The sequence below is a fragment of the Lutibacter sp. genome (assembly GCF_016342705.1).
In the GTDB taxonomy this organism is placed as follows: Bacteria; Bacteroidota; Bacteroidia; order Flavobacteriales; family Flavobacteriaceae; genus Lutibacter.
The window spans coordinates 1-23,064 of sequence record NZ_JAEINV010000020.1 but is presented as its reverse complement, the minus strand read 5'-3'; the positions used below and the strand labels follow the sequence as shown (position 1 = coordinate 23,064).

Annotated in this window: 14 protein-coding genes and 1 other RNA gene; all 15 read left to right on the top strand. The window is 29.3% G+C overall.

What is annotated here, in order from left to right; translation table 11 throughout:
• Positions 1-107 precede the first annotated feature (107 nt).
• The 15 genes from rnpB to JEY78_RS14350 all read left to right on the top strand — a co-directional run bounded on the left by rnpB (position 108) and on the right by JEY78_RS14350 (position 22,973).
• Positions 108-409, top strand: an RNA gene (gene rnpB / locus JEY78_RS14420) — RNase P RNA component class A.
• 47 nt (positions 410-456) lie between these two features.
• On the top strand, positions 457-1,581 hold the full coding sequence (locus JEY78_RS14415) for an acyltransferase (protein ID WP_291852898.1): 1,125 nt from the start codon (positions 457-459) through the stop codon (positions 1,579-1,581).
• Positions 1,582-1,814: 233 nt separating this feature from the next.
• Positions 1,815-4,079 carry an aconitate hydratase gene (locus JEY78_RS14410; protein ID WP_291852895.1) on the top strand — a complete coding sequence of 755 codons (2,265 nt, stop codon included), beginning with the start codon at positions 1,815-1,817 and terminating at the stop codon, positions 4,077-4,079.
• 163 nt (positions 4,080-4,242) lie between these two features.
• Positions 4,243-5,652: a glycogen synthase gene (locus tag JEY78_RS14405; RefSeq protein WP_291852891.1), complete on the top strand. Its 1,410-nt coding sequence runs from the start codon at positions 4,243-4,245 to the stop codon at positions 5,650-5,652.
• Between the two features lie 3 nt (positions 5,653-5,655).
• Positions 5,656-6,918 carry a glucose-1-phosphate adenylyltransferase gene (locus tag JEY78_RS14400; RefSeq protein ID WP_291852889.1) on the top strand — a complete coding sequence of 421 codons (1,263 nt, stop codon included), beginning with the start codon at positions 5,656-5,658 and terminating at the stop codon, positions 6,916-6,918.
• A 3-nt stretch (positions 6,919-6,921) separates the two neighbouring features.
• Positions 6,922-8,829, top strand: coding sequence for a 1,4-alpha-glucan branching protein GlgB (gene glgB, locus JEY78_RS14395; protein ID WP_291852886.1), 1,908 nt, complete (start codon positions 6,922-6,924; stop codon positions 8,827-8,829).
• Between the two features lie 137 nt (positions 8,830-8,966).
• A complete protein-coding gene (locus JEY78_RS14390) occupies positions 8,967-11,366 on the top strand; it encodes a glycoside hydrolase family 31 protein (RefSeq protein ID WP_291852883.1) in 2,400 nt (799 codons plus the stop codon).
• Positions 11,367-11,464: 98 nt separating this feature from the next.
• A complete protein-coding gene (locus tag JEY78_RS14385) occupies positions 11,465-12,136 on the top strand; it encodes a Crp/Fnr family transcriptional regulator (RefSeq protein ID WP_291852880.1) in 672 nt (223 codons plus the stop codon).
• Positions 12,137-12,209: 73 nt separating this feature from the next.
• Positions 12,210-13,085, top strand: a complete 876-nt coding sequence (locus JEY78_RS14380) for an anti-sigma factor (RefSeq protein ID WP_291852877.1) — start codon at positions 12,210-12,212, stop codon at positions 13,083-13,085.
• Between the two features lie 117 nt (positions 13,086-13,202).
• Positions 13,203-13,949, top strand: a complete 747-nt coding sequence (gene fabG, locus JEY78_RS14375; RefSeq protein ID WP_291852874.1) for a 3-oxoacyl-[acyl-carrier-protein] reductase — start codon at positions 13,203-13,205, stop codon at positions 13,947-13,949.
• 11 nt (positions 13,950-13,960) lie between these two features.
• Entirely contained in the window at positions 13,961-15,988 is a 2,028-nt protein-coding gene (locus JEY78_RS14370; protein ID WP_291852872.1) for a VWA domain-containing protein, read from the top strand.
• Positions 15,989-16,116: 128 nt separating this feature from the next.
• A complete protein-coding gene (locus JEY78_RS14365; protein ID WP_291852870.1) occupies positions 16,117-16,497 on the top strand; it encodes a hypothetical protein in 381 nt (126 codons plus the stop codon).
• A gap of 80 nt (positions 16,498-16,577) precedes the next feature.
• Positions 16,578-20,906 carry a CusA/CzcA family heavy metal efflux RND transporter gene (locus JEY78_RS14360; protein ID WP_291852869.1) on the top strand — a complete coding sequence of 1,443 codons (4,329 nt, stop codon included), beginning with the start codon at positions 16,578-16,580 and terminating at the stop codon, positions 20,904-20,906.
• A gap of 9 nt (positions 20,907-20,915) precedes the next feature.
• Entirely contained in the window at positions 20,916-22,055 is a 1,140-nt protein-coding gene (locus tag JEY78_RS14355) for an efflux RND transporter periplasmic adaptor subunit (RefSeq protein WP_291852866.1), read from the top strand.
• 87 nt (positions 22,056-22,142) lie between these two features.
• Positions 22,143-22,973, top strand: a complete 831-nt coding sequence (locus JEY78_RS14350; RefSeq protein WP_291852864.1) for a prohibitin family protein — start codon at positions 22,143-22,145, stop codon at positions 22,971-22,973.
• The last annotated feature ends 91 nt before the right edge of the window (positions 22,974-23,064 follow it).

The window sequence follows — 23,064 nt, the reverse complement described above, 5'->3', positions numbered from 1 at the left end:
TATCAGTGAAATAAATGGTAACACTTTTTCTTTTTCATAGCAATTTTCCCACTCAATCTTTGAGTGGGTTTTTTTATACACATAAATAATGTATTTTCGCAAGAAATTAAGTAGGTCGTCTTATCGCTTCAATTTATTGAAGAGGAAAGTCCGGACACCACAGAGTAGCATAGCGGATAACATCCGTCCGGCGTGAGTCGAGGACAAGTGCAACAGAAAGCAAGTACAGTTCGGCTGTAGTGAAACCAGGTAAACTCTATGCGGTGCAATGCCATGTATATTGAAAATTTAGAGTCACTCGCTCTATTTCAAGGGGTAGGCAGATTGAGCAATAAAGTAATTTATTGTCTAGATAAATGATAAGAACTTTTTAAAAGTACAAAATTCGGCTTATAGACCTACTTATTTTTTAATTTCTAAATAATTATTTTCTTACATTTATTTAAATTTAAATAGATGATTTTACCTCTTTCAAAAAGAATTTTTGGATTAGATGTTATTAGAACGATTGCAATTAGTTTAGTTGTGATTTCTCATGCGTCAATACTTATTTTCCCTAAATCTGAACATATAGTTTTAACTGTAATCAAAACATTTGGATCTATTGGAGTTGATTTATTTTTTGTATTAAGCGGGTTTTTAATAGGTGGCATACTTTTAAAATTAATAGAAGAGAATAAAGTTAAATACAATTATTTATTTAATTTTTGGATAAGAAGATGGTTTAGGACACTTCCTAATTATTATTTGATTTTACTGCTAAATATTGTGATACTTTTATTGTTTCATGAAAGTTTACCGAAAAATTTAAGTTCGTATTTTTTGTTTTTACAAAATTTTTCTAGTCCACATCCAGATTTTTTTACTGAATCTTGGAGTTTATCTGTAGAAGAATATGCATATTTAATATTGCCATTTGCACTTTATTTTTGCCTTTCTTTTTTAAAAAATATGAATAAAACAAAACTATTTTTTTATGTGACTTTAATATTAATGTTAGTGTTTTTTAGTTTAAAATTAATTTATTTTAAAAATGTAACTATTAATTCTTACGCCGAATGGAGTGCTTCTTTTAGAAAAGTTGTAATTTATAGAATGGATACTATTTACATTGGATTTTTATTAATTTATTTTATGAAAAATTATTTAAAATTCTTTAAAAAATATAAATCAACAATAGCTTTAGCAGGAGTTTTATTGTTTTTAAGCTTACATATTATAATTTATATTTTTAATTTAACTCCTAAAAGTCACCTTCTTTTTTATGTGTTTATTTATTTACAATTAGTTCATTTAAGTTTGGCAATGCTATTTCCTTATTTATATCATTTAAATTATAGGGGTTTATTTTTAAAACCAATTGAATTTATAAGCGTTCATTCTTATTCAATTTATTTAATAAATTATTCGATTGTACTGCTAAATATTCAAAAATTATTTCATATTGAAAGTTTTTCTCATTATCAAAAAACGGGAATCGTATTTTTATTTTTAATAATAACGCTATTTTTTTCAATTATACTTTATAAATTTTTTGAACTCCCCATATTAAGATATAGAGATAGAAACTTTAAACGCTAAATTCATTATCATTTTTTTAAAAATTAATTTTTACACATAAAATTAATTTGTTTTTTTACCATATTCCTAATATTTACAACGTTTTCGTAGGTAATTTTTATTTATAATAAAAAAAATAGACACATAATATTTATTTCTCTAAAAATGCTTTTGTAAATGTAAGAATATCAATAAAAGGAATCATTTTTTGTAACTTCGCACAATTAAAAATAACTAAATAAACAATTATAGATATGGCTTTTGATATTGAAATGATTAAAGGTGTTTATGGAAGAATGGCAGAACGTGTTGACGCTGCTAAATCCGTTGTAGGTAAACCTTTAACTTTAGCTGAAAAAATATTATACAACCACCTTTGGGATGGTAAAGCAACTACAGCTTTTGAAAGAGGTAAAGATTATGTAGATTTTGCTCCAGACCGCATTGCTTGTCAAGATGCAACTGCTCAAATGGCTTTATTACAATTTATTCAAGCTGGTAAAAGTAAGGTTGCTGTGCCAACTACTGTACATTGTGATCACTTAATACAGGCTAAAATTGGTGCAGATAAAGATTTGCAATCAGCTTTAAATACCAGTAGTGAAGTTTTTAACTTTTTAGCTTCAGTATCAAATAAATATGGAATTGGTTTTTGGAAACCAGGTGCTGGAATTATTCACCAAGTAGTATTAGAAAATTACGCATTTCCAGGTGGAATGATGATTGGAACAGATTCGCATACAGTAAATGCTGGCGGATTAGGGATGATTGCTATTGGTGTAGGAGGTGCTGATGCTGTGGATGTTATGGCAGGAATGGCTTGGGAATTAAAATTTCCAAAACTAATAGGTATTAAATTAACAGGAAAACTTTCTGGTTGGTCTGCCCCAAAAGATGTAATTTTAAAAGTTGCTGGAATTTTAACGGTAAAAGGAGGAACTGGTTGTATTGTTGAATATTTTGGTGAAGGAGCTAAATCTATGTCTGCGACAGGAAAAGGAACCATTTGTAATATGGGTGCAGAAATTGGAGCAACAACATCAACTTTTGGGTATGATGAGTCTATAGAGCGTTATTTACGTGCAACAGATAGAAATGAAGTTGCAGATGAAGCAAATAAAATAGCATCTTACTTAACAGGTGATGAAGAAGTATATGCAAATCCAGAACAATACTTTGATCAGGTAATTGAAATTAATTTATCTGAATTAAAACCTCAATTAAATGGACCTTTTACTCCAGATTTAGCAACGGTTGTTGGTGAAATGACTGAAAAAGCTAACAAAAATGGTTGGCCTTTAAAAGTTGATTGGGGATTAATAGGATCTTGTACAAACTCATCTTATGAAGATTTATCAAGAGCAGCTTCTGTTGCAAAACAAGCCGTAGATAAAGGGCTAGTTGCAAAAGCAGAGTTTGGTATAAATCCTGGTTCTGAGCAAGTTAGATATACTGCAGATAGAGATGGTTTATTAGAGATTTTTGAAAATTTAAATGCAAAAATTTTCACAAATGCTTGTGGACCTTGTATTGGACAATGGGATAGAGAAGGAGCATCAAAACAAGAAAAAAATACAATTATACACTCTTTTAATAGAAATTTTTCAAAAAGAGCAGATGGTAATCCAAATACACATGCATTTGTTGCTTCACCAGAAATGGTGGCTGCCATAGCTATTGCAGGAAGGTTGGATTTTAATCCAATGACAGATACCTTAATTAATAAAAATGGGGAAGAAATTTCTTTTGATGAACCAACTGGATTAGAATTGCCTCCAAAAGGTTTTGCAGTTGAAGATGCTGGTTACGAAGCACCTTATGAAGATGGTTCTGGAGTAAATGTTGTTGTAAAAGAAGATTCTGAAAGACTTCAACTTTTAACACCATTTGAACCAATTGGAAATACAATTGTAAATGCAAAATTATTAATTAAAGCATTCGGTAAATGTACAACAGATCATATATCTATGGCTGGTCCTTGGTTACGTTTCCGTGGACATTTAGATAATATTTCTAATAATTGTTTAATTGGAGCTGTAAATGCATTTAATAAAGAAACAAATTCAGTTAAAAACCAACTAACAGGTGAGTACGGAGCAGTTCCAGATACAGCAAGAGCTTATAAAGTAGCAGGTGTAAAATCTATAGTTGTTGGAGACCATAATTACGGTGAAGGTTCTTCAAGAGAACATGCGGCAATGGAGCCTCGTCATTTAGGAGTTGCTGCAGTAATTGTGAAATCTTTTGCACGAATACACGAAACTAACTTGAAAAAGCAAGGTATGTTGGGATTAACTTTTGCTAATGAAGCTGATTATGATTTGATTCAAGAAGATGATTCATTTAACTTTTTAGATTTAAATGAATTTGCTCCAGGAAAGCAATTATCTCTTGAAATTGTTCATAAAAATGGAAGTAAAGAGATTATAAAATTAAACCATACTTATAATAAAGGTCAAATAGAATGGTATAATGAAGGCTCTGCATTAAACTTAATTAAAAAGGAAAATGCTTGTTAATTAGCTTATTAGCTATTTTAAATATTTTAAGAAAAGAGGAACGAAAAGTTCCTCTTTTCATTTTTATTCTTTTGAATTTTTTACATCTATTTTATTAGGAAATTCTTTACATTTTTAGTAATATAGAATGCTGAAATAAATACTTTTTTTATTAAAAAAAATCATGAAAATACTTCATATAAGTGCAGAATGTTACCCTATCGCTAAAGTTGGTGGACTAGCAGATGTTGTTGGTGCATTGCCCAAATATCAGAATTCAAAAAATGTTATTTCTCAAGTTGTAATGCCTTTTTATAAAAATAAGTTTACAAAGGAAAATAAATTTATAGAAGAATTTAAATCTACGCTAAAATTAGGTGAATCAGAATATGATTTCCGAATTTTATCTCTTGAAAATAATTTGTTAGGATTTGATTTGTTTTTGGTGGATATTCCAGAACTTTTGTTTAAAGATTATGTCTATTCTAGTGACGATACTGATCGGTTTTTAGCATTTCAAATAGCTACTTTAGATTGGGTTTTAACTTGGAAAAAGAAACCTACTGTTGTTCAATGCCACGATCATCACACAGGTTTAACACCTTTTATGATTTCACAATCTTTAAAATACAAAAAATTAAGTGATATTCCCACAATTTTTACAATTCATAATGCACAATATCAGGGTTGGTTTTCACATGAAAAAGTGAGTTTAATTCCAGAATTTGATTTTAGCAAAGTGGGCTTAATAGATTGGGGAGGAACTATAAATCCTATGGCAGCAGCCATAAAATGTGCATGGAAAGTAAATACGGTCTCTCCAAGTTATATGGACGAATTAAAGCAATCTGCTAATGGTTTAGAGTGGTTATTAAATGATGAAAGCGCCAAATGTGTTGGTATTTTAAATGGTATTGATACCGATGTTTGGAATCCAGAAAAAGATTCATATCTATTAAAAAATTATTCAATTAAAACAATTCAATCAGGTAGAAATACTCAAAAAAAATGGTTGTGTGATGAGTTTAATTTAGATATTGAAAAACCTTTATTTGCATTTATTGGAAGATTGGTTGGAGAAAAAGGATCTGATTTATTTCCAGAAGTTTTTAGAAATGCATTAATAAATAAGGATATTTCAATTTTATTGTTAGGTTCAGGAAATAAAGAGGTTGAAGAGCAATTAGAGAATTTAAAAGAAGAAAACAAAGGAAGTTATAATGCCTTTATTGGTTATGATGAAAAGTTATCTCATTTAATTTATGCTGGAGCGGATTTTTTATTAATGCCATCGCGTGTTGAACCTTGCGGCTTAAATCAAATGTATGCATTAAGGTATGGAACAATTCCAATTGTTAGAAGTATTGGAGGATTAAAAGATACTGTTATTGATATTTCAGAAGAAAATGGATTTGGAATTTGTCATGAAAATGTTACTGTTTCTGAAATTGTTCATGCCATAGCAAGAGGTTTGGATTTATATAAAAATCAAACAAAATTTAAAAAAATAAGGAAGCAAATCATGACAATAGATCACTCATGGTATGCTTCAGCAGAAGAATATATAAAATTATACAAATCATTAAAAGGATAAATTATGTCAGGAAAAAGAGTATTAGCAATTATTTTAGGAGGTGGACAAGGTTCCAGATTATATCCATTAACAGCAACGAGGTCAAAACCTGCCGTGCCCATTGCAGGTAAATACAGATTAGTAGATATTCCTATTTCAAATTGTATTAATTCTGAAATTAAACGAATTTTTGTGTTAACGCAATTTAATTCGGCTTCATTAAACAAACATATTAAAAACACCTACCATTTTAGTTTTTTCAGCTCCGCATTTGTTGATGTATTAGCAGCTGAGCAAACACCAGGAAATAGTACATGGTTTCAAGGAACAGCCGATGCTGTAAGGCAAAGTATGCACCATTTTGTGAGTCATGATTTTGATTATGCGCTAATTTTATCTGGAGATCAATTATATCAAATGGATTTTAATGAAATGGTTGAAAATCACATTAAAAATAAAGCTGAAATTTCAATTGCAACCATTCCTGTAAATGCAAAAGACGCTACTTCTTTTGGAATTTTAAAAACTGATAAAAAAAATGCAATTACTTCATTTATTGAAAAACCAGCTTCAGATTTATTACCCGAATGGACTTCTGATACAGGAGATGATATGCAAAAAGAAGGAAGAGATTATTTAGCTTCTATGGGTATTTATATTTTTAATAGAGATTTGTTAATTAAATTAATGGCTAATCCAAACACTATAGATTTCGGTAAAGAAATTATCCCTCAAGCCATTGATAAGAATAGAGTTTTCAGTTATCAATATGAAGGATATTGGACAGATATTGGAAATATAGATTCTTTCTTTGAAGCCAATTTAGGATTAACTGATGATTTTCCAAAATTTGATTTATATTGTAAAGAAAGAACAATTTATACACACGCAAGAATGCTGCCAACTACTAAAATTTCTGGAACTATATTAGACAGAACAGTGGTTGCTGATGGTTGTATTATTAATGCTGGTAAAATTGAACATTCAGTCATTGGAATTCGATCAAGAATTGATGCGGAAACTACCGTTATAAATGCATATATGATGGGAGCCGATTATTATCAACCACTAGAAGAAATTGTAAATCCAGATATTGTGTCTATGGGAATTGGAGCTAGATGTTTTATAAAAAATGTAATTTTAGATAAAAATTGTTGCATTGGAGACGATGTTAGAATTAATGGTGGAAAACATTTACCTGATACAGAAACGGATACTTACGTAGTAAGAGACGGTATTGTAGTAGTTAAAAAAGGTGCAGTAATTCCTAATGGTTTTATAATTTAAATTATGAGTAAGGTACAATCGTTTAGTTTATTTACAGATTTTGATATCAATTTATTTAAGGCAGGAAAACATTTTCGGTTGTATGAGAAATTTGGTTCACATCCAGTTGTTGTTGAAGGCATAAAAGGTACCTATTTTTCAGTTTGGGCACCAACAGCAAATCAAGTATCAGTTATTGGAGATTTTAATTATTGGGTAGACGGTGAATTTAAATTGAATGTTAGATGGGATTCATCAGGTATTTGGGAAGGTTTCATTCCCAATATAGGAAAAGGTTCGGTGTATAAATATAAAATTCACTCTAACAATCAAGGATATATAAGTGAAAAAGCAGATCCGTATGCTCGCAGATGTGAGCATCCACCAAAAACAGCATCAGTTGTATGGGATGATGACTATAAATGGAAAGATAAAAATTGGATGAAAACTCGTAAAGAGCATAATTCATTAAAATCACCATATTCTGTATATGAAATTCATTTAGGCTCTTGGAGAAAAAAGGCTGATGAAGATCGGTCATTATCTTATTTTGAATTAGCTGATGAGTTGGTAACATATGTAAAAGACATGAATTTTACACATGTAGAATTTATGCCAATTATGGAATATCCTTATGATCCTTCTTGGGGTTATCAAATTACAGGATATTTTGCGCCAACTTCGCGCTTTGGTTATCCTGAAGAGTTTAAATATTTAGTTGATAAATTACATCAAAACGGTGTTGGAATTATTTTGGATTGGGTACCATCTCATTTTCCTGAAGATGCTCACGGTTTAGGGTATTTTGATGGTTCACATTTATATGAACATCCAGATAGAAAAAAAGGGTATCATCAAGATTGGAAAAGTTTAATTTTTAATTATGGAAGAAACGAAGTCCGTTCATTTTTAATCAGTAATGCCATTTTTTGGTTAGAGCAATTCCATGCAGATGGATTAAGAGTTGATGCGGTTGCTTCAATGTTATTTTTAGATTATTCTAGAGAAGAAGGTGAATGGGAACCTAATGAATATGGAGGAAAAGAAAATTTAGACGCTATATCATTTTTTAAAGAATTAAATATTGAAGTTTATAAATCCTTTCCCGATGTACAAACAATAGCAGAAGAATCAACGGCATTTCCAATGGTTTCAAAACCAGTATTTGCAGGAGGTTTAGGTTTTGGTATGAAATGGATGATGGGTTGGATGCATGATACTTTAGAATATTTTGCAAAGGATTCTATTTATAGAAAATATCATCAAAATGAAATTACTTTTAGTTTAGCATATGCTTTTACTGAAAACTTTATGCTTCCTTTATCACATGATGAAGTAGTTTATGGTAAAAATTCAATATTAGGTAGAATGCCAGGCGACGAATGGCAACGTTTTGCAAATTTAAGATTGTTATATGGTTGCATGTTTACACATCCTGGAACAAAACTATTGTTTATGGGAAGTGAGTTTGGACAATATAACGAATGGGATTTTCAAAAAAGTTTAGATTGGAATTTATTAGAATTTGAACCTCATAAAAACACTCAAAATTATTTTAAAGAATTAAATAAATTATACAAATCAACACCTGCTTTATTTGAAAATGGCTTTAGTCAAGAAGGTTTTGAATGGATTAGTTATGACGATACAGAAAATTCTGTTATTTCTTTCATAAGAAAAGGTGACAATCCAGAAAATAACGTATTGGTAATATGTAATTTTACGCCAAATCCAATTGAAAAGTATAAAGTTGGTGTGCCTACTAAATCTAAATTAAAAGAAATATTTAATAGTGATAGGGCTGAGTTTGGAGGAAGCGGCATAATAAATTCTAAACAAATTACTAGTAAAAAACAACCTTGGAATGGTAGGGAGCATTCTGCGGAATTAACCTTGCCACCTTTAGGAATTACCATTTTTCAGTTAAAATAGAATAGTTTTTAACTAATTAAAATTTTGCATCTATAATTTTACAAATCTCGAAAAATTATAGGTGCATTTTTATTGAAAAGAAACTATAATAACCTAAGTTTTTTAGTACGTTTGCAAATCGGTTAAATGAAGAGAATATGATTTTAAACACAGAATTAGAATATAAAGGGAATTTATTTCCATCAAAAATAGTTTTTTATAAAAAACATGTAAACGTTTTATACTTTAAAAGTGAAAATGGCGCAGTGTTACAATTAACAATTGAAAGAGATAGTGTTTTGCGTTTCAGATACAGTACTACAGGAATGTTTGATAAAGACTTTTCTTATGCAATTACAATGTATGCAAGCAAAGGGTATAATCATTTAGAAATTTCTGAAGATAATGAAAAGTATATTATTACCACATCAAAATTAATTTGCCATATTTCAAAATTAGATATGCGTAAAACTATTTTTGATGCAAAGGATAACTCATTAATTTGTGAAGATGAATTAGGGTTTCACTGGGAAGAAAGTTATGAAATTGGAGGTGATATTGTAAAAATGTCGTTAAAATCTCAGCAAGGAGAAAATTATTATGGATTAGGTGATAAGCCTGTTGAAAATAATTTAAAAGGAAAACGATTTCAAAATTGGGTAACAGATTCATATGCTTATGGACGCGGAACCGATCCAATTTATAAAGCAATTCCGTTTTATACGGCAATTCATCATGATAAATCTTATGGAGTATTTTTTGATAATACTTTTAGAAGTTATTTTGATTTTTGTAACGAGCGAAGAAATATTACAAGTTTTTGGGCGCAAGGTGGTGAAATGAATTACTATTTTATTTATGGTCCTGAAATGACAGAAGTTGTTTCTAATTATACAGATTTAACGGGTCGTCCACAGCATATTCCTCCAATGTGGGCTTTAGGATTTCACCAATGTAAATGGAGTTACTACCCAGAATCTAACGTAAAAGAAATTACTTCAAAATTTAGAGAATTAAAGATTCCTTGTGATGCTATTTATTTAGATATTGATTATATGGAAGGTTTCAGGTGCTTTACTTGGAGCGAAGAATATTTTCCAGATCCAAAAAGAATGGTGAAAGAATTAGCAGATGATGGTTTTAAAACCATTGTAATTATAGATCCAGGAATTAAAATTGATAATGAATACAGTGTTTTTAAAGAAGGACTAGAAAAAGATTATTTTTGCAAACGTGCTGACGGACCTTATATGAAAGGAAAAGTTTGGCCTGGAGAATGTTATTTTCCAGATTTTACAAACCCGGAAGTAAGAGAATGGTGGAGTGAGTTATTTAAAGAATTAATAGAAGACATTGGTGTTGCTGGTGTATGGAATGATATGAATGAGCCTGCAGTTATGGATGTTCCAGGAAAATCTTTCCCAGATGATGTGCGTCATGATTACGATGGAAATCAGTGTAGCCATAGAAAAGCACATAATGTTTATGGTATGCAAATGGCACGTGCAACCTATCACGGTTTAAAGAAATTTAGTTATCCAAAACGTCCGTTTGTAATTACAAGAGCTGCATATTCTGGAACACAAAGATATACTTCCACTTGGACAGGAGATAATGTTGCCACTTGGGATCATTTATCAATAGCCAATCAACAAGCACAGCGTATGTGTATGTCTGGTTTTTCTTTTGCAGGATCAGATATTGGTGGTTTTGCAGAACAACCAAATGGGGAATTATTCGCTCGTTGGATTCAGTTAGGCGTTTTTCACCCATTTTGTAGAGTGCATTCATCAGGTGATCACGGAGATCAGGAACCTTGGGTATTTGGAAAAACTGTAACAGATATTGTTAGAAAATTTATAGAAATTAGATACCAATTATTACCGTATTTATATACCACTTTTTGGAGATATGCAGATGAAGGAATTCCAATTTTAAAGTCTCTAGTGCTTTTTGATCAAGAAGATTCAAATACACATTATAGAAATGATGAGTTTATTTTTGGTGAAAAAATATTAGTTTGCCCAATTATTGAAGCAAATTCAAAAGGTAGAAGAATGTATATCCCTAGAGGAAAATGGTACAACTTTTGGGATAATTCAATTATTATTGGAGGAGAAGAACTATGGGTTGATGCTGATATTGATAGTATGCCAATTTTTGTGAAGGAAGGAGCAATTATACCAAAGTATCCAATTCAACAATATGTAGGTGAAAAAGTTATAGAGCAATTAGAATTAGATGTTTACTATAAAGAAGGTAAAGAGTCTTCAGAAGTTTATGAAGATGCTGGAGATGGTTACGATTATAAAAAGGGAAGGTATAGTTTACGTAATTTCAATCAGGTTGGAAAAGCTAATTCTTTAACAATTCAACAGTTTAAATCAGGTAAATTTATAACTGCTTATAACTCTTTTAAGATAAATATTCATGGTTTGCCTTTTAAAATTGATAAATTAGAAGTAGATAATGAGGCAATAGATATTTCTAAAATAAATGGAGTAGTTACTTTTGAAGTAACAAAAGAATTTAGAGAATTATATATTACAGGAAAATAATATTTACTTAAAAAATTTAATAAAAAGCTCCTTAAGAAATTAAGGAGCTTTTTTTGTAAGAAATTATAATTTTAGCGACTAAAAGTTAAATTAAATTTATGAGTAAACTTTGGTATTTAGAAAATGTAAATCTCTTTAAAATTCTTTGTCCACATAAATATGGAGCCTATAAAGATTGCCATAACTTCCATAATTATAACAAATTAGACTATGTTTATTTTGAAAAGGATGCTTCTAATAAAGTTTTTTTAATTGATAAAGGAAAAGTTAAAATTGGATATTATACTGAAGAAGGTAAAGAAATAATAAAATCTATTTTAGGCAAAGGAGAACTTTTTGGAGAGAAAGCTATTTTAGGTGAAGATAAAAGAAATGAATTTGCCCAATCCATTGATAATCAAACATCAATTTGCGCTATTGGTATTGAAACATTACATGAGTTAATGAGAGATAATCAAACGTTTACATTAAAAATTTATAAATTTATTAGTTTTAGAATTCAAAAATTAGAGCGTAGGTTACAGTTATTATTATTTAAAGATACTAAAACTAGGTTACTTGATTTTTTAGATGAATTATGCGAAGATTATGGCGTTTGTTGTGAGGAAACTGGAAAAATGAAGGCAGAACATCCGTATACTCAAAAAGATATTGCTAATTTAATAGGGTCTTCCAGACCAACACTAAATTTGTTAATGAATGAATTAAAAGAGGAAGGTTTGATAGATTTTAAAGGAAAACACCTATTTTTTTTAAAAAAATCTGCATAGTGTTAGCTACCTAACATTTTAATATAATTAGTAGAGATATTTTTGAACCATAAAATATAAAACTCTATTAATTATGAAAAACCTATTAAAATTTATAACATTATTTGCTTTGGCATTTACTGTTACATTTTGTTCAGATGACGATGAGCAAACAACTAAAGATTTAGCTTTAAATATTTCAGGACTTGAAAATTTAGGACCAGATTTTGTGTACGAAGGTTGGTTAATTGTTTCAGGGGCTCCCATTTCTACAGGTATTTTTAGTGTAAATGATGCAGGTGAATTATCTCAAAAAAACTTTTCTTTGGATAAAAATCAGTTAGAATTAGCTTCAACTTTTGTATTAACCATTGAACCTAAGATAGACAATGATCCTTCACCTAGTAAGGTTCATATTTTGGCAGGAGACTTTTACGGAAACACTGGGCAATTATCAATTTCTCATGGTGCAGCACTAGCAAATAATTTTGAAAATTCAGCTGGTAAATATATATTAGCAACACCAACGGATGGTACAGATACAAATGAAAATAGTGGAATATGGTTTTTAGATTTATCAAGCGGATCACCAGCTGTAGGCTTAAATTTACCAACGTTACCAGAAGGATGGAAATATGAAGGTTGGGTAGTAACTTCTGGACAACCAGTAACTTCTGGTAAATTCACTTCTGTATCAGGTATTGATGATTTTAACGGTTTTAGTAGCACAATGGCTGGCCCACCATTTCCTGGGGAAGATTATTTAATGAATGCTCCAGCCGGATTAACTTTTCCAGTAAATTTAGCAGGAGGTAAAGCTGTAATTTCTATAGAACCAGATCCAGATAACAGCCCAAATCCTTTTTTATTAAAACCATTGGTCGCTGATATACCTGCAAATGCTATAGATCGTACAACGTATTCTTTAGGAAAAAATTTAAGTTTTCCAATTGGTACCGTTAGTCGCTAATTATTTACAATCAAAATTCCCATAATTTCTTATAATATTATGAAAAGCTTCTTTATAGAAGCTTTTTTTTTAGGTAAATGCGTATATTTGATTCTTTAAAAATCAAAAATTCAAATAATGAAACTATTAGAAAATAAAACATCATTAATAACAGGAGCAACTAGAGGAATTGGGAGAGGTATAGCAATAGAATTTGCTAAACAAGGATCTAATGTAGCATTTACTTACAGTTCATCTGTTGAAGCTGCTAATGAATTAGAAAAGGAATTAGTGGGATTTGGAGTAAAAGCAAAAGGATATCAATCTAATGCTGCAAATTACGATGCTGCGCAACAATTAGCAAATGATGTTTTAAAAGAATTTGGAACAATTGATGTGTTAATTAATAATGCGGGAATTACAAAAGATAATTTATTAATGAGAATTTCTGAAGAAGATTTTGATACCGTAATTGAAGTAAACTTAAAATCTGTTTTCAATTTAACAAAAGCCGTTATCAGACCCATGATGAAACAACGCTCAGGTTCAATTATTAATATGAGTTCTGTGGTTGGATTAAAAGGAAATGCAGGTCAGGCAAATTATGCAGCTTCAAAAGCAGGTATTTTAGGCTTTACAAAATCTGTAGCTTTAGAATTAGGATCAAGGAACATTCGTTGCAATACTATTGCACCAGGTTTTATTGAAACAGAAATGACCGGAAAATTAAATGAAGATGTTGTGCAAGGATGGAGAGATGCTATTCCTTTAAAAAGAGGGGGAACACCTGAAGATGTTGCAAATGCTTGCGTATTTTTAGCTTCTGATATGAGTGCGTACATTACAGGTCAAACGTTAAGTGTTGATGGTGGAATGTTAACCTAATACATTTAAATTTGGAAACTAAAACATTGATATTTATAATTTTAGCATTTTTAGCTTCGTTAAGTATCGCTGCTTTTCAATACTTTTATAATACTAAAGAAAGAAGCCAATTAACTTATTGGCTTTCTTTTTTACGTTTTTTAACACTATTTTCAATTTTTATATTGTTGATTAATCCTTCTATTAAAAAAACTACAATAGAAACTAAAAAACCTCAATTATTAGTTGCTGTAGATAATTCTAGCTCTATAAAACAGCAATCTCAAAACAAAAATGTTACTAGCTTTGTTCAATTATTAAAAGGAAATACGGATTTAAATACAAAATTCACCCTTAATTTCTATGAGTTTGGAAATGAAATAAATACGTTAGATTCCTTGTCATTTTCTGAAACTAAAACAAATTTAGAACTTCCATTTAAAGAGTTTTCTAAATTATACAAAGAAGGGGTAAATCCAGTTGTAATTATTACCGATGGAAACCAAACCTTTGGAAATAATGTGGCCTTTGTAAATTATGAAAGTCCAGTTTATCCATTTATTGTTGGAGACACTACCATTGTTGAAGATATTTATATTAATCAAGTAAATGTTAATAAATTTACAAATATAAATAATAATTTACCTGTTGAAGTTTTTGTAAATTATAATGGCACAAAATCTGTAAATAAAACATTAAAAGTTTACCACAATAACAAAGTTATTTATAGTGAGCAATTACAATTTTCAAATGCTAAAAAAGTGCAGACAGCAACATTTTTTATTACTACATCAGAAAGAGGAAACCAATATTTTACAGCTGTTATTGAGTCACTTTCAGAAGAGAAAAATACCATAAATAATTCAAAAACATTTAGTGTAAATGTTATTGAAGAGCAAACCAAAATTTTGTTGTTAACATCAATAATTCATCCCGATTTAGGGATGTTAAAAAAATCTATTGAAAGTAATAAACAACGCTCTGTAACTATTTTTAATATTGAAAATAAAAATTATAAAATTAATGATTATCAGTTGATTATATTGTATCAACCAAATAATAAGTTTAATACTGTTTTTAAAGATATAAATGATAAAAAACGAAATCATTTTATTATTACAGGGGTAAGTACCGATTGGAATTTCTTAAATTCTAATCAAAAAATATTTTCAAAAATTCCAACAAATAAGACAGAAAATTACAATCCAGTTTTAAATAAAAACTACGCAATTTTTCAAGCCAATGAAATGGATTTTGACTACTTTGCTCCGATAGAAGATATGTTTGGCGATGTGAAATTTTTAAGTTCCTTTAACACATTATTGTATCAAAAAATTGGAAACATTACGCTTCAAAAACCATTGTTAGCAACCTATGAAAAAGACCTTCAGAAAGGAGCTATTTTATTTGGAGAAAATACGTGGAGATGGAGGATGAATAGTTATTCGGAAAATAGAAATTTTGAGCATTTTGATAGTTTTATATCAAATTTAATTCAATATTTAGCTTCAACACAATTGAATAAAAGACTTAATATAACTATTGAACCGTTGTATTATTCTAATGAAATTATTAATGTTTCGGCTAGTTATTTAGATAAAAACTTAAATTTTGATAGTAGAAGTAAATTATTTTTTACCATTTTCAATAAAGATAAATCTGTTTTAAAGAAAGTTCCGTTTGCGTTAGATTTTAATAGTTTTAAATTGGAATTAGCTGATTTACAGTCTGGTGATTATAATTTTACGGTTTCTGTTGAAAATCAAAAAGAAACCATTTCAGGAATTTTTAAAGTACTTCCTTTTGATGTAGAGCAACAATTTAACAATGCAACATCAGGAAATTTAAAACAGTTAGCGCTAAATACAAAGGGTGCAGTTTTTTATAATTATCAAGAAAACAAATTAATTCAACAATTAATTGAAGATAATCAATATAAGAGTGTACAAAAATCCTCTATTCAAAAAACGCCATTAATTGAGTGGAAATGGCTACTAGCACTTATAGTTACGTTGCTTTCTATAGAATGGTTTGTTCGTAAATACTTTGGCGAAATTTAATAGATACTATCAGATAATAAATTTAACTAATAGGACTATTAGTAAATCTTATCATATTAGTTTTATTATTTCAAATTTATTTTGAAATATTTATAAAATCTTTAATCAAAAAGAATATTATACTATTAATGGGTAAAATAGGTGCTTTTTTACTATCATTTACAATTTTATTTCAGAGTTTTAACTTTGAGTTGGACGATATGTATAAACTTCCAACATTTATAAATCATATTTCTAGTCATATTAAAAATGGTGATAATTTTGCAGATTTTATAGATTTACATTACGGAAACAAAACCAATTCTCACCAAGATAAGCATAAAGAACACAAAGATTTACCTTTTAAGCATCAACATTTAGATGCTCATTTACAATTACTTTTTGTATTAAGTAATATAAAAATAATTGTATCAATTCCTGAAATTGGATTTAATATTAAAAATTTCAACTACAAAGAACCTTATTCTAACCAATACACTCATAATTTTTTCCAACCACCACAAAAGTAACATAACTTCATTTTTTTATAATTAAATTTGATAATCATCATTATGATTTTCAATACTACGCATTACTAATTAAATACATTATGTTACAAAAAATTATTAAGTTAAGCATTGATAATAAGCTTATTATATTATTAATGACGGCAGCCATTTTTGGGTTTGGGTTATTTTCACTTACACAAATATCAATTGGAGCCGTACCAGATATAACCAACAACCAAGTTCAGGTAATTACTACTTCCCGAAACTTATCTACTCAAGATGTTGAGCAATTCATTACTTATCCAGTAGAGTTGGAAATGGCTAATTTGCCAGGAGTTGCAGAAATTAGATCTATTTCAAAATTCGGATTATCAGTAGTTACCATTGTTTTTGAAGACAAAATAGGTACTTATTTACCACGCCAATTAATTGCTGAAAAAATAAAAGCTGCGTCTGAAAAAATACCTGAAGGATTTGGTACTCCAGAAATGGGACCCATAACAACTGGATTGGGAGAAATTTACCAATACACTTTAGAAACAACACCAGAATTTAAAGGGAGATACTCTGCAATGGAGTTGCGGACTATTCAAGATTGGGTAGTAAAGCGCCAATTATCAGGTATTCCGGGAGTTGTTGAAGTAAATACTTGGGGTGGATTTTTAAAGCAATATGAAGTGGCTTTAAACCCTGAGAAATTAAAATCAATGAATATTACACATGCAGAAATACTAGAAGCTATTGAAAAGAACAACAGTGTTGCTGGTGGTGGATATATTGAAAAAGCGAATGAAAGTTATTTTGTTCGTGGAGAAGGAATGATTAAATCATTAGATGATATTGAAAATATTGTTGTTAAAAATGTAGAAGGTGTTCCTATTTTAATTAAAAATATAGCTGATGTAAATTTTGGATCAGCCAACCGTTTTGGTGCAATTACTGGAAATGGAGAAGGAGAGAAAGTGTTAGGTCAAGTTATGATGTTAAAAGACGGCGATTCTAACAAAGTAATTGAGTTAGTAAAATTAAGAGTTGCTGAAATTCAAAAATCATTACCAGAAGGAGTTTATATAAATGGCTTTTTAGAAAGAAGTGAATTAATTGGAAAAACAACTTTTACCGTTGCCGAAAACCTAATTTTAGGAGTTTTGATTGTAATTTTTGTGGTTATTTTATTGTTGGGTAGTTTTAGATCAGGTATTGTGGTTGCTTCTGTAATTCCGTTGGCCTTACTTTTTACCATTTCATTAATGTATATTTTTAAAATTGATGCCAATTTAATGAGCTTAGGAGCCATAGATTTTGGAATTATTATAGACGGAGCAGTAATTATTGTTGAATATATTGCTTTTAAAATTACCAGTAGTAGAGATGAGTTACTGCAATTATCAAAAGAAGATAGTCAAGATAAAATTGATGAAATTACCTATAAGAGTAGTTCAAAAATGATGACTTCAGCCGTGTTTGGACAGTTAATTATATTAATTGTATTTATTCCAATATTATCTTTAAGTGGTGTTGAAGGTAAAATGTTTAAACCAATGGCTATGACCTTTAGTTTTGCATTAATTGGAGCAATGTTTTTGTGTTTTACGTATGTTCCAGTGATTGCTTCAATTATTTTAAAACCAGAAAAAGTTACTAAAAATAATGTATCTAAAAGAATAATGGCTTTTTTCAATTTAATGTATGCTCCTGTAATTCAATGGGCTTTAAATCATAAAAAAGCGGTTATAGCAATGTCAGTTGGGTTGTTAGTTTTTACAGCAGTCTTATTTTCAAATATGGGAGGAGAGTTTATACCAACCTTAGATGAAGGAGATTTTGTAATTCAGCCAGTGCTTAAAACTGGAACTACTTTAACTAAAACTTCCGAGATTACCACTAAAATTGAACAAATTTTATTAGATAATTTTCCAGAAGTAGATCAGGTTATTTCTAGAATTGGAGCGGCAGAAGTACCAACTGATCCAATGTCTATGGAAGAAAGTGATGTTATTATTAAATTAAAACCGAAAGGTGAATGGGTTTCTGCAGAATCAAAAGATGAATTAGCAGATAAATTCAAAGAAAAACTTTCTATAATTCCAGGAATTGATTTTGAATTTACCCAACCTATAGAAATGCGTTTTAACGAATTAATTACGGGTGTTAGAGCAGATGTTGCTGTAAAAATTTATGGTGATGATTTAGGGATCTTAGCATCAAAAGCGGATGAAATTAGAAATAAAATTTTAAATGTTGAAGGTGCTTCTGATATTATTGTTGAAAAAATTGATGGATTACCACAAATGACAGTAAGTTATAAACGAGATAAAGTGGCACGTTATGGTTTAAATATTAAGGATTTAAATCAAATAGTATCAATGGCATTTGCTGGAACAACCATGGGAAATGTATTTGAAGGTGAACGTAGATTTGATTTAGTAGTCCGATTACAAGCTGATTATAGAAAAAATATTGACAATCTTAAAAATTTATATGTTGATACACCTTCTGGTTATAAAATTCCATTACACGAAGTAGCTACAATTGAATATACAAAAGGACCTGCAAAAATATCTAGAGATGATACAAAACGACGTATTGTAATTGGTGTAAATGTGCGAAACAGAGATATGGAATCGGTAGTTAAAGATATTCAAAGTATTATTGAGGCAGATGTAAAATTACCAGTTGGTTATACTGTTTCTTATGGTGGCCAGTTTCAAAATTTAAACAGTGCAAAAGCGCGTTTAAAGCTAGCCGTTCCAATTGCTTTGTTACTGATATTTATATTGTTACACTTCGCTTTTAATTCTATTAAAGATGCCTTAATGATTTTTTCAGCCATTCCACTTTCCGCTGTTGGAGGTGTATTGTTTTTATGGATGCGCGATTTACCGTTTAGTATTTCTGCAGGTGTTGGTTTTATTGCTTTATTTGGTATTGCGGTATTAAATGGTATTGTACTAATTGAACATTTAAAATCATTAAAAGAACAAGGTTTTGATGATGTTCATGAACGCATTTTAAAAGGAACAAAAGAACGTTTACGTCCAGTAATTTTAACTGCAGCTGCTGCGGCATTAGGATTTTTACCAATGGCAATTTCAACAAATGCTGGGGCTGAAGTACAACGTCCGTTAGCAACTGTTGTTATTGGAGGTTTAGTATCTGCAACATTTTTAACATTAGTTGTATTACCAGTTTTATACGCATTGTTTGATACTAAATTAACAAAAAGAAAAAGAAGAAAGAAATCACCAAAAACAATGCTTTTGTTATTGTTATTAACTCCTATCATAAGTTTTTCACAAACAAAAGAACTTAGTTTAGATGATGCTATTTCTGTAGCCGTTGAAAATAATAAGCAGCTAAAATTGAAATCATTAGATGTTCAAATAGAAAATAAGTCGAAATTAGGCGCTTTTGATATTGATAAAACAAACATTTATTATTTAAAAGATAGAACTAGTTTAGGTGTAGATGGAAAACCTTTAGAAAACTATGGTTTTAGCCAAACTATAGAATTTCCTTCTGTTTATTTTGCAAGGAATAAAACAGCTAAAATTGCAACAAACTTATCTCAAATATCGTTTGAAATAGCTAAAAACGAGTTGGTTAAAAATGTTTCTAAATCGTATTATCAAATTGTGTATCTCAATAAAAAATTAGATCACTTGGTTTATATGGATAGTTTGTATAGTAATTTTTATAAAGCTGCACAACGAAAATTTGAACTGGGAGAATCAAATTATTTAGAAAAGATTACATCACAAGCTAAATACAAACAGTATAGTCTACAATTAATTCAGCTTAAAAATGATATATCAATTGCTTATGAAAATTTAAAGCAATTACTTCAAATAGAGGAACAATTTGAAATTTCAGTTCCTGAATTAATGAAGATTAATGTTGAAACTCAGAATTTAGAAACACATCTAGTCAATCAATATTTTACGGAGAATTCTAATTTATTTAAAGCAAAAAAAGGATTGGAGACACAACAGTTGTTGCCCGATTTACATTTTAATTACTTTAGAAGCGAAGATTTATCAACAAATAGTTCTGTAAATAGTTTTCAGGCAGGCATCTCAATTCCATTAGCTTTCTGGGGGAAATCTAGTAAAATTACGGCTAAAAATATTGAATATGATATGGCAAAAGAAGCATCTTTAGATGCAAACTTCAAATTAAAATCGAAATATTCAATTTTATTGGACGAGTTAAATAAAAATGAAGCTCAATTAACCTATTTTAATGAAAATGGAAATACCATTGCTAATGCTATTTTAAAAACAGCTACAGCAAGTTATAAAAATGGAGAAATTGATTTTTTCCAATATATACAAAGTATAGAAAATGGTAATCAATTACAAATTGATTATTTAATGTATTTAAATGAATACAATCAAATTGCTTTAGAAATAAATTACTTAAACCTTTAATCGTTAACAATGAAAAATAATATCATATATACAGTATTTACTTTTTTACTTTTAGTTTTTTCTGCTTGTAATAATTCCAAACCAACAGAAAAAGAATTGAATACAGCTTCTAAAAATCCGAATATTATAGAAGTTTCAGAAAAACAATATAAAAGTGCTCAAATGGAAGTGCAACAAACTGAATTACAGTTGTTTTCAGAAACTATAAAAACAAATGGGTTTATTGATGTTCCTCCAACAGACAGAGCTATGGTAAGTGCCATAATGGGCGGTTACGTTAAAATTTCACATTTGTTAATTGGAACAAAAGTAAAAAAAGGTGAATTGTTATTAACAATGGAAAATCCAGCTTTTATTGAAATTCAACAAAATTATTTAGAGTTGTTTGAAAAACTTACCTATTTAAAAAATGAGTTTGAACGTCAAAAAACCTTATTTAATGAAAAAATTACTTCAGAAAAAAACTATTTAAAAGCGGAAAGTGATTATAAAAGTTCTTTGGCTCAATATAATGGTTTAGAGCAAAAATTACGATTAATGAATATTAATGTTAATAACGTAAAGGCAGGAAAATTTACAAGTACTATTCCTGTGTATTCTCCAATAAATGGAAGTGTAACCCAGGTGTATGCAAGCGTTGGTAAGTTTATGAATGAATCTGATGTATTAGTAGAAATTATAGATGATTTACACAAACATATTGAATTGGTAATTTTTGAAAAAGATGTTATGGTTGTGAAAGAAGGTATGAAAATACGTTTTAAATTACCAGAAAATTCAACTAATTGGTATGATGCAGAAGTTCATTTAATAGGGAAATCTATTGATGAAAAAAATAGAACTGTAAAAGTACACGGCCATTTAGAAAATGAAAAACAAGATTTTTTGGTTGGAATGTTTGTAGAAGCTGAAATTATAACCAATGAAGTGCAAAGAACTGCCTTACCAATTGGAGCTTTAATTGAAGAAAATAATTCTTTTTCAGTATTGGTTTTAACATCTCAAAAGGAGGGAAGTTACCAATTTGAAAAAAGAGCAGTGAAAATTGGTTTAAAAACTGAAAGTTTTGTTGAAATTATTGACCCTACAGATTTATTAAAAGAAAAACAGATTTTAGTAAAAGGTGTATTTACACCTTTGGAGGAATAAAATGGGAAAGATTGTGATTATTTCTTTTAAATTAAGATATCTAATTTCTGTTTTGTATTTTTGATAAAATTTTAAAAATAAATATATATGAGTAATAACGGACAATTACAATTGCCTAAAAGTTTAATGCCATTAATTATATTAGCAGTAGTTTTAATTATTTTTCTTTCAAAATCTACAGTAACTATTGACGCTGGTGAAGCTGGTGTTTTATGGAAACGTTTTGATGGTGGGGTAGTTACAGATGAAGTAGCTATGGGAGAAGGATTTCACTTAGTAGCTCCTTGGAATAATGTAGTAATTTATGAAGTACGTCAGCAAGAATTATTTGAAAAAATGAAAGTACTTTCATCAAACGGATTAGATATTATTTTAGAAGTTTCTGCTTGGTATGTGCCTCAACATGAAAATTTAGGCAAGTTACACCAGGAAAAAGGAGAAAATTATTTAGAACGTGTTATTAAGCCAGCATTACGCTCGGCTGCTCGTAGCGTTGTTGGTCGTTATACTCCAGAACAATTATATGCTAGTAAAAGAGATGTAATTCAGAGTGAAATTTTTGAAGAAACTAGAAAAATATTAGAGGTTCAGTATATTCAATTAAATGAAGTTTTAGTGCGTGATGTAACATTGCCATCAACTATTAAAGATGCAATTGAACGTAAATTAAAGCAAGAACAAGAATCTTTAGAGTATGAATTTAGATTGGTAACTGCATCAAAAGAAGCTCAAAAACAAATTATTGAAGCTAAAGGTAAAGCAGATGCAAACAAAATTTTAAGTGCATCATTAACTGATAAAATTTTACAAGATAAAGGTATTGAAGCTACATTAGAACTTTCAAAATCACCAAATAGTAAAGTGGTTATTGTTGGTAGTTCAAAAGATGGTTTACCATTAATTTTAGGAAACAACTAATATTAGCTTCTTAATTTTGAGTCGTCCTAAAATAGGTTGACGATTATTAAAAAAATTAATGAAAACCTGTGAAGATATCTTCACAGGTTTT

Bases quoted from the DNA above. Each gene is read 5' to 3' on its own strand.
- JEY78_RS14415 (WP_291852898.1), top strand. From the start codon at position 457: ATGATTTTACCTCTTTCAAAAAGAATTTTTGGATTAGATGTTATTAGA.
- JEY78_RS14410 (WP_291852895.1), top strand. From the start codon at position 1,815: ATGGCTTTTGATATTGAAATGATTAAAGGTGTTTATGGAAGAATGGCA.
- JEY78_RS14405 (WP_291852891.1), top strand. From the start codon at position 4,243: ATGAAAATACTTCATATAAGTGCAGAATGTTACCCTATCGCTAAAGTT.
- JEY78_RS14400 (WP_291852889.1), top strand. From the start codon at position 5,656: ATGTCAGGAAAAAGAGTATTAGCAATTATTTTAGGAGGTGGACAAGGT.
- glgB (WP_291852886.1), top strand. From the start codon at position 6,922: ATGAGTAAGGTACAATCGTTTAGTTTATTTACAGATTTTGATATCAAT.
- JEY78_RS14390 (WP_291852883.1), top strand. From the start codon at position 8,967: ATGATTTTAAACACAGAATTAGAATATAAAGGGAATTTATTTCCATCA.
- JEY78_RS14385 (WP_291852880.1), top strand. From the start codon at position 11,465: ATGAGTAAACTTTGGTATTTAGAAAATGTAAATCTCTTTAAAATTCTT.
- JEY78_RS14380 (WP_291852877.1), top strand. From the start codon at position 12,210: ATGAAAAACCTATTAAAATTTATAACATTATTTGCTTTGGCATTTACT.
- fabG (WP_291852874.1), top strand. From the start codon at position 13,203: ATGAAACTATTAGAAAATAAAACATCATTAATAACAGGAGCAACTAGA.
- JEY78_RS14365 (WP_291852870.1), top strand. From the start codon at position 16,117: ATGGGTAAAATAGGTGCTTTTTTACTATCATTTACAATTTTATTTCAG.
- JEY78_RS14360 (WP_291852869.1), top strand. From the start codon at position 16,578: ATGTTACAAAAAATTATTAAGTTAAGCATTGATAATAAGCTTATTATA.
- JEY78_RS14355 (WP_291852866.1), top strand. From the start codon at position 20,916: ATGAAAAATAATATCATATATACAGTATTTACTTTTTTACTTTTAGTT.
- JEY78_RS14350 (WP_291852864.1), top strand. From the start codon at position 22,143: ATGAGTAATAACGGACAATTACAATTGCCTAAAAGTTTAATGCCATTA.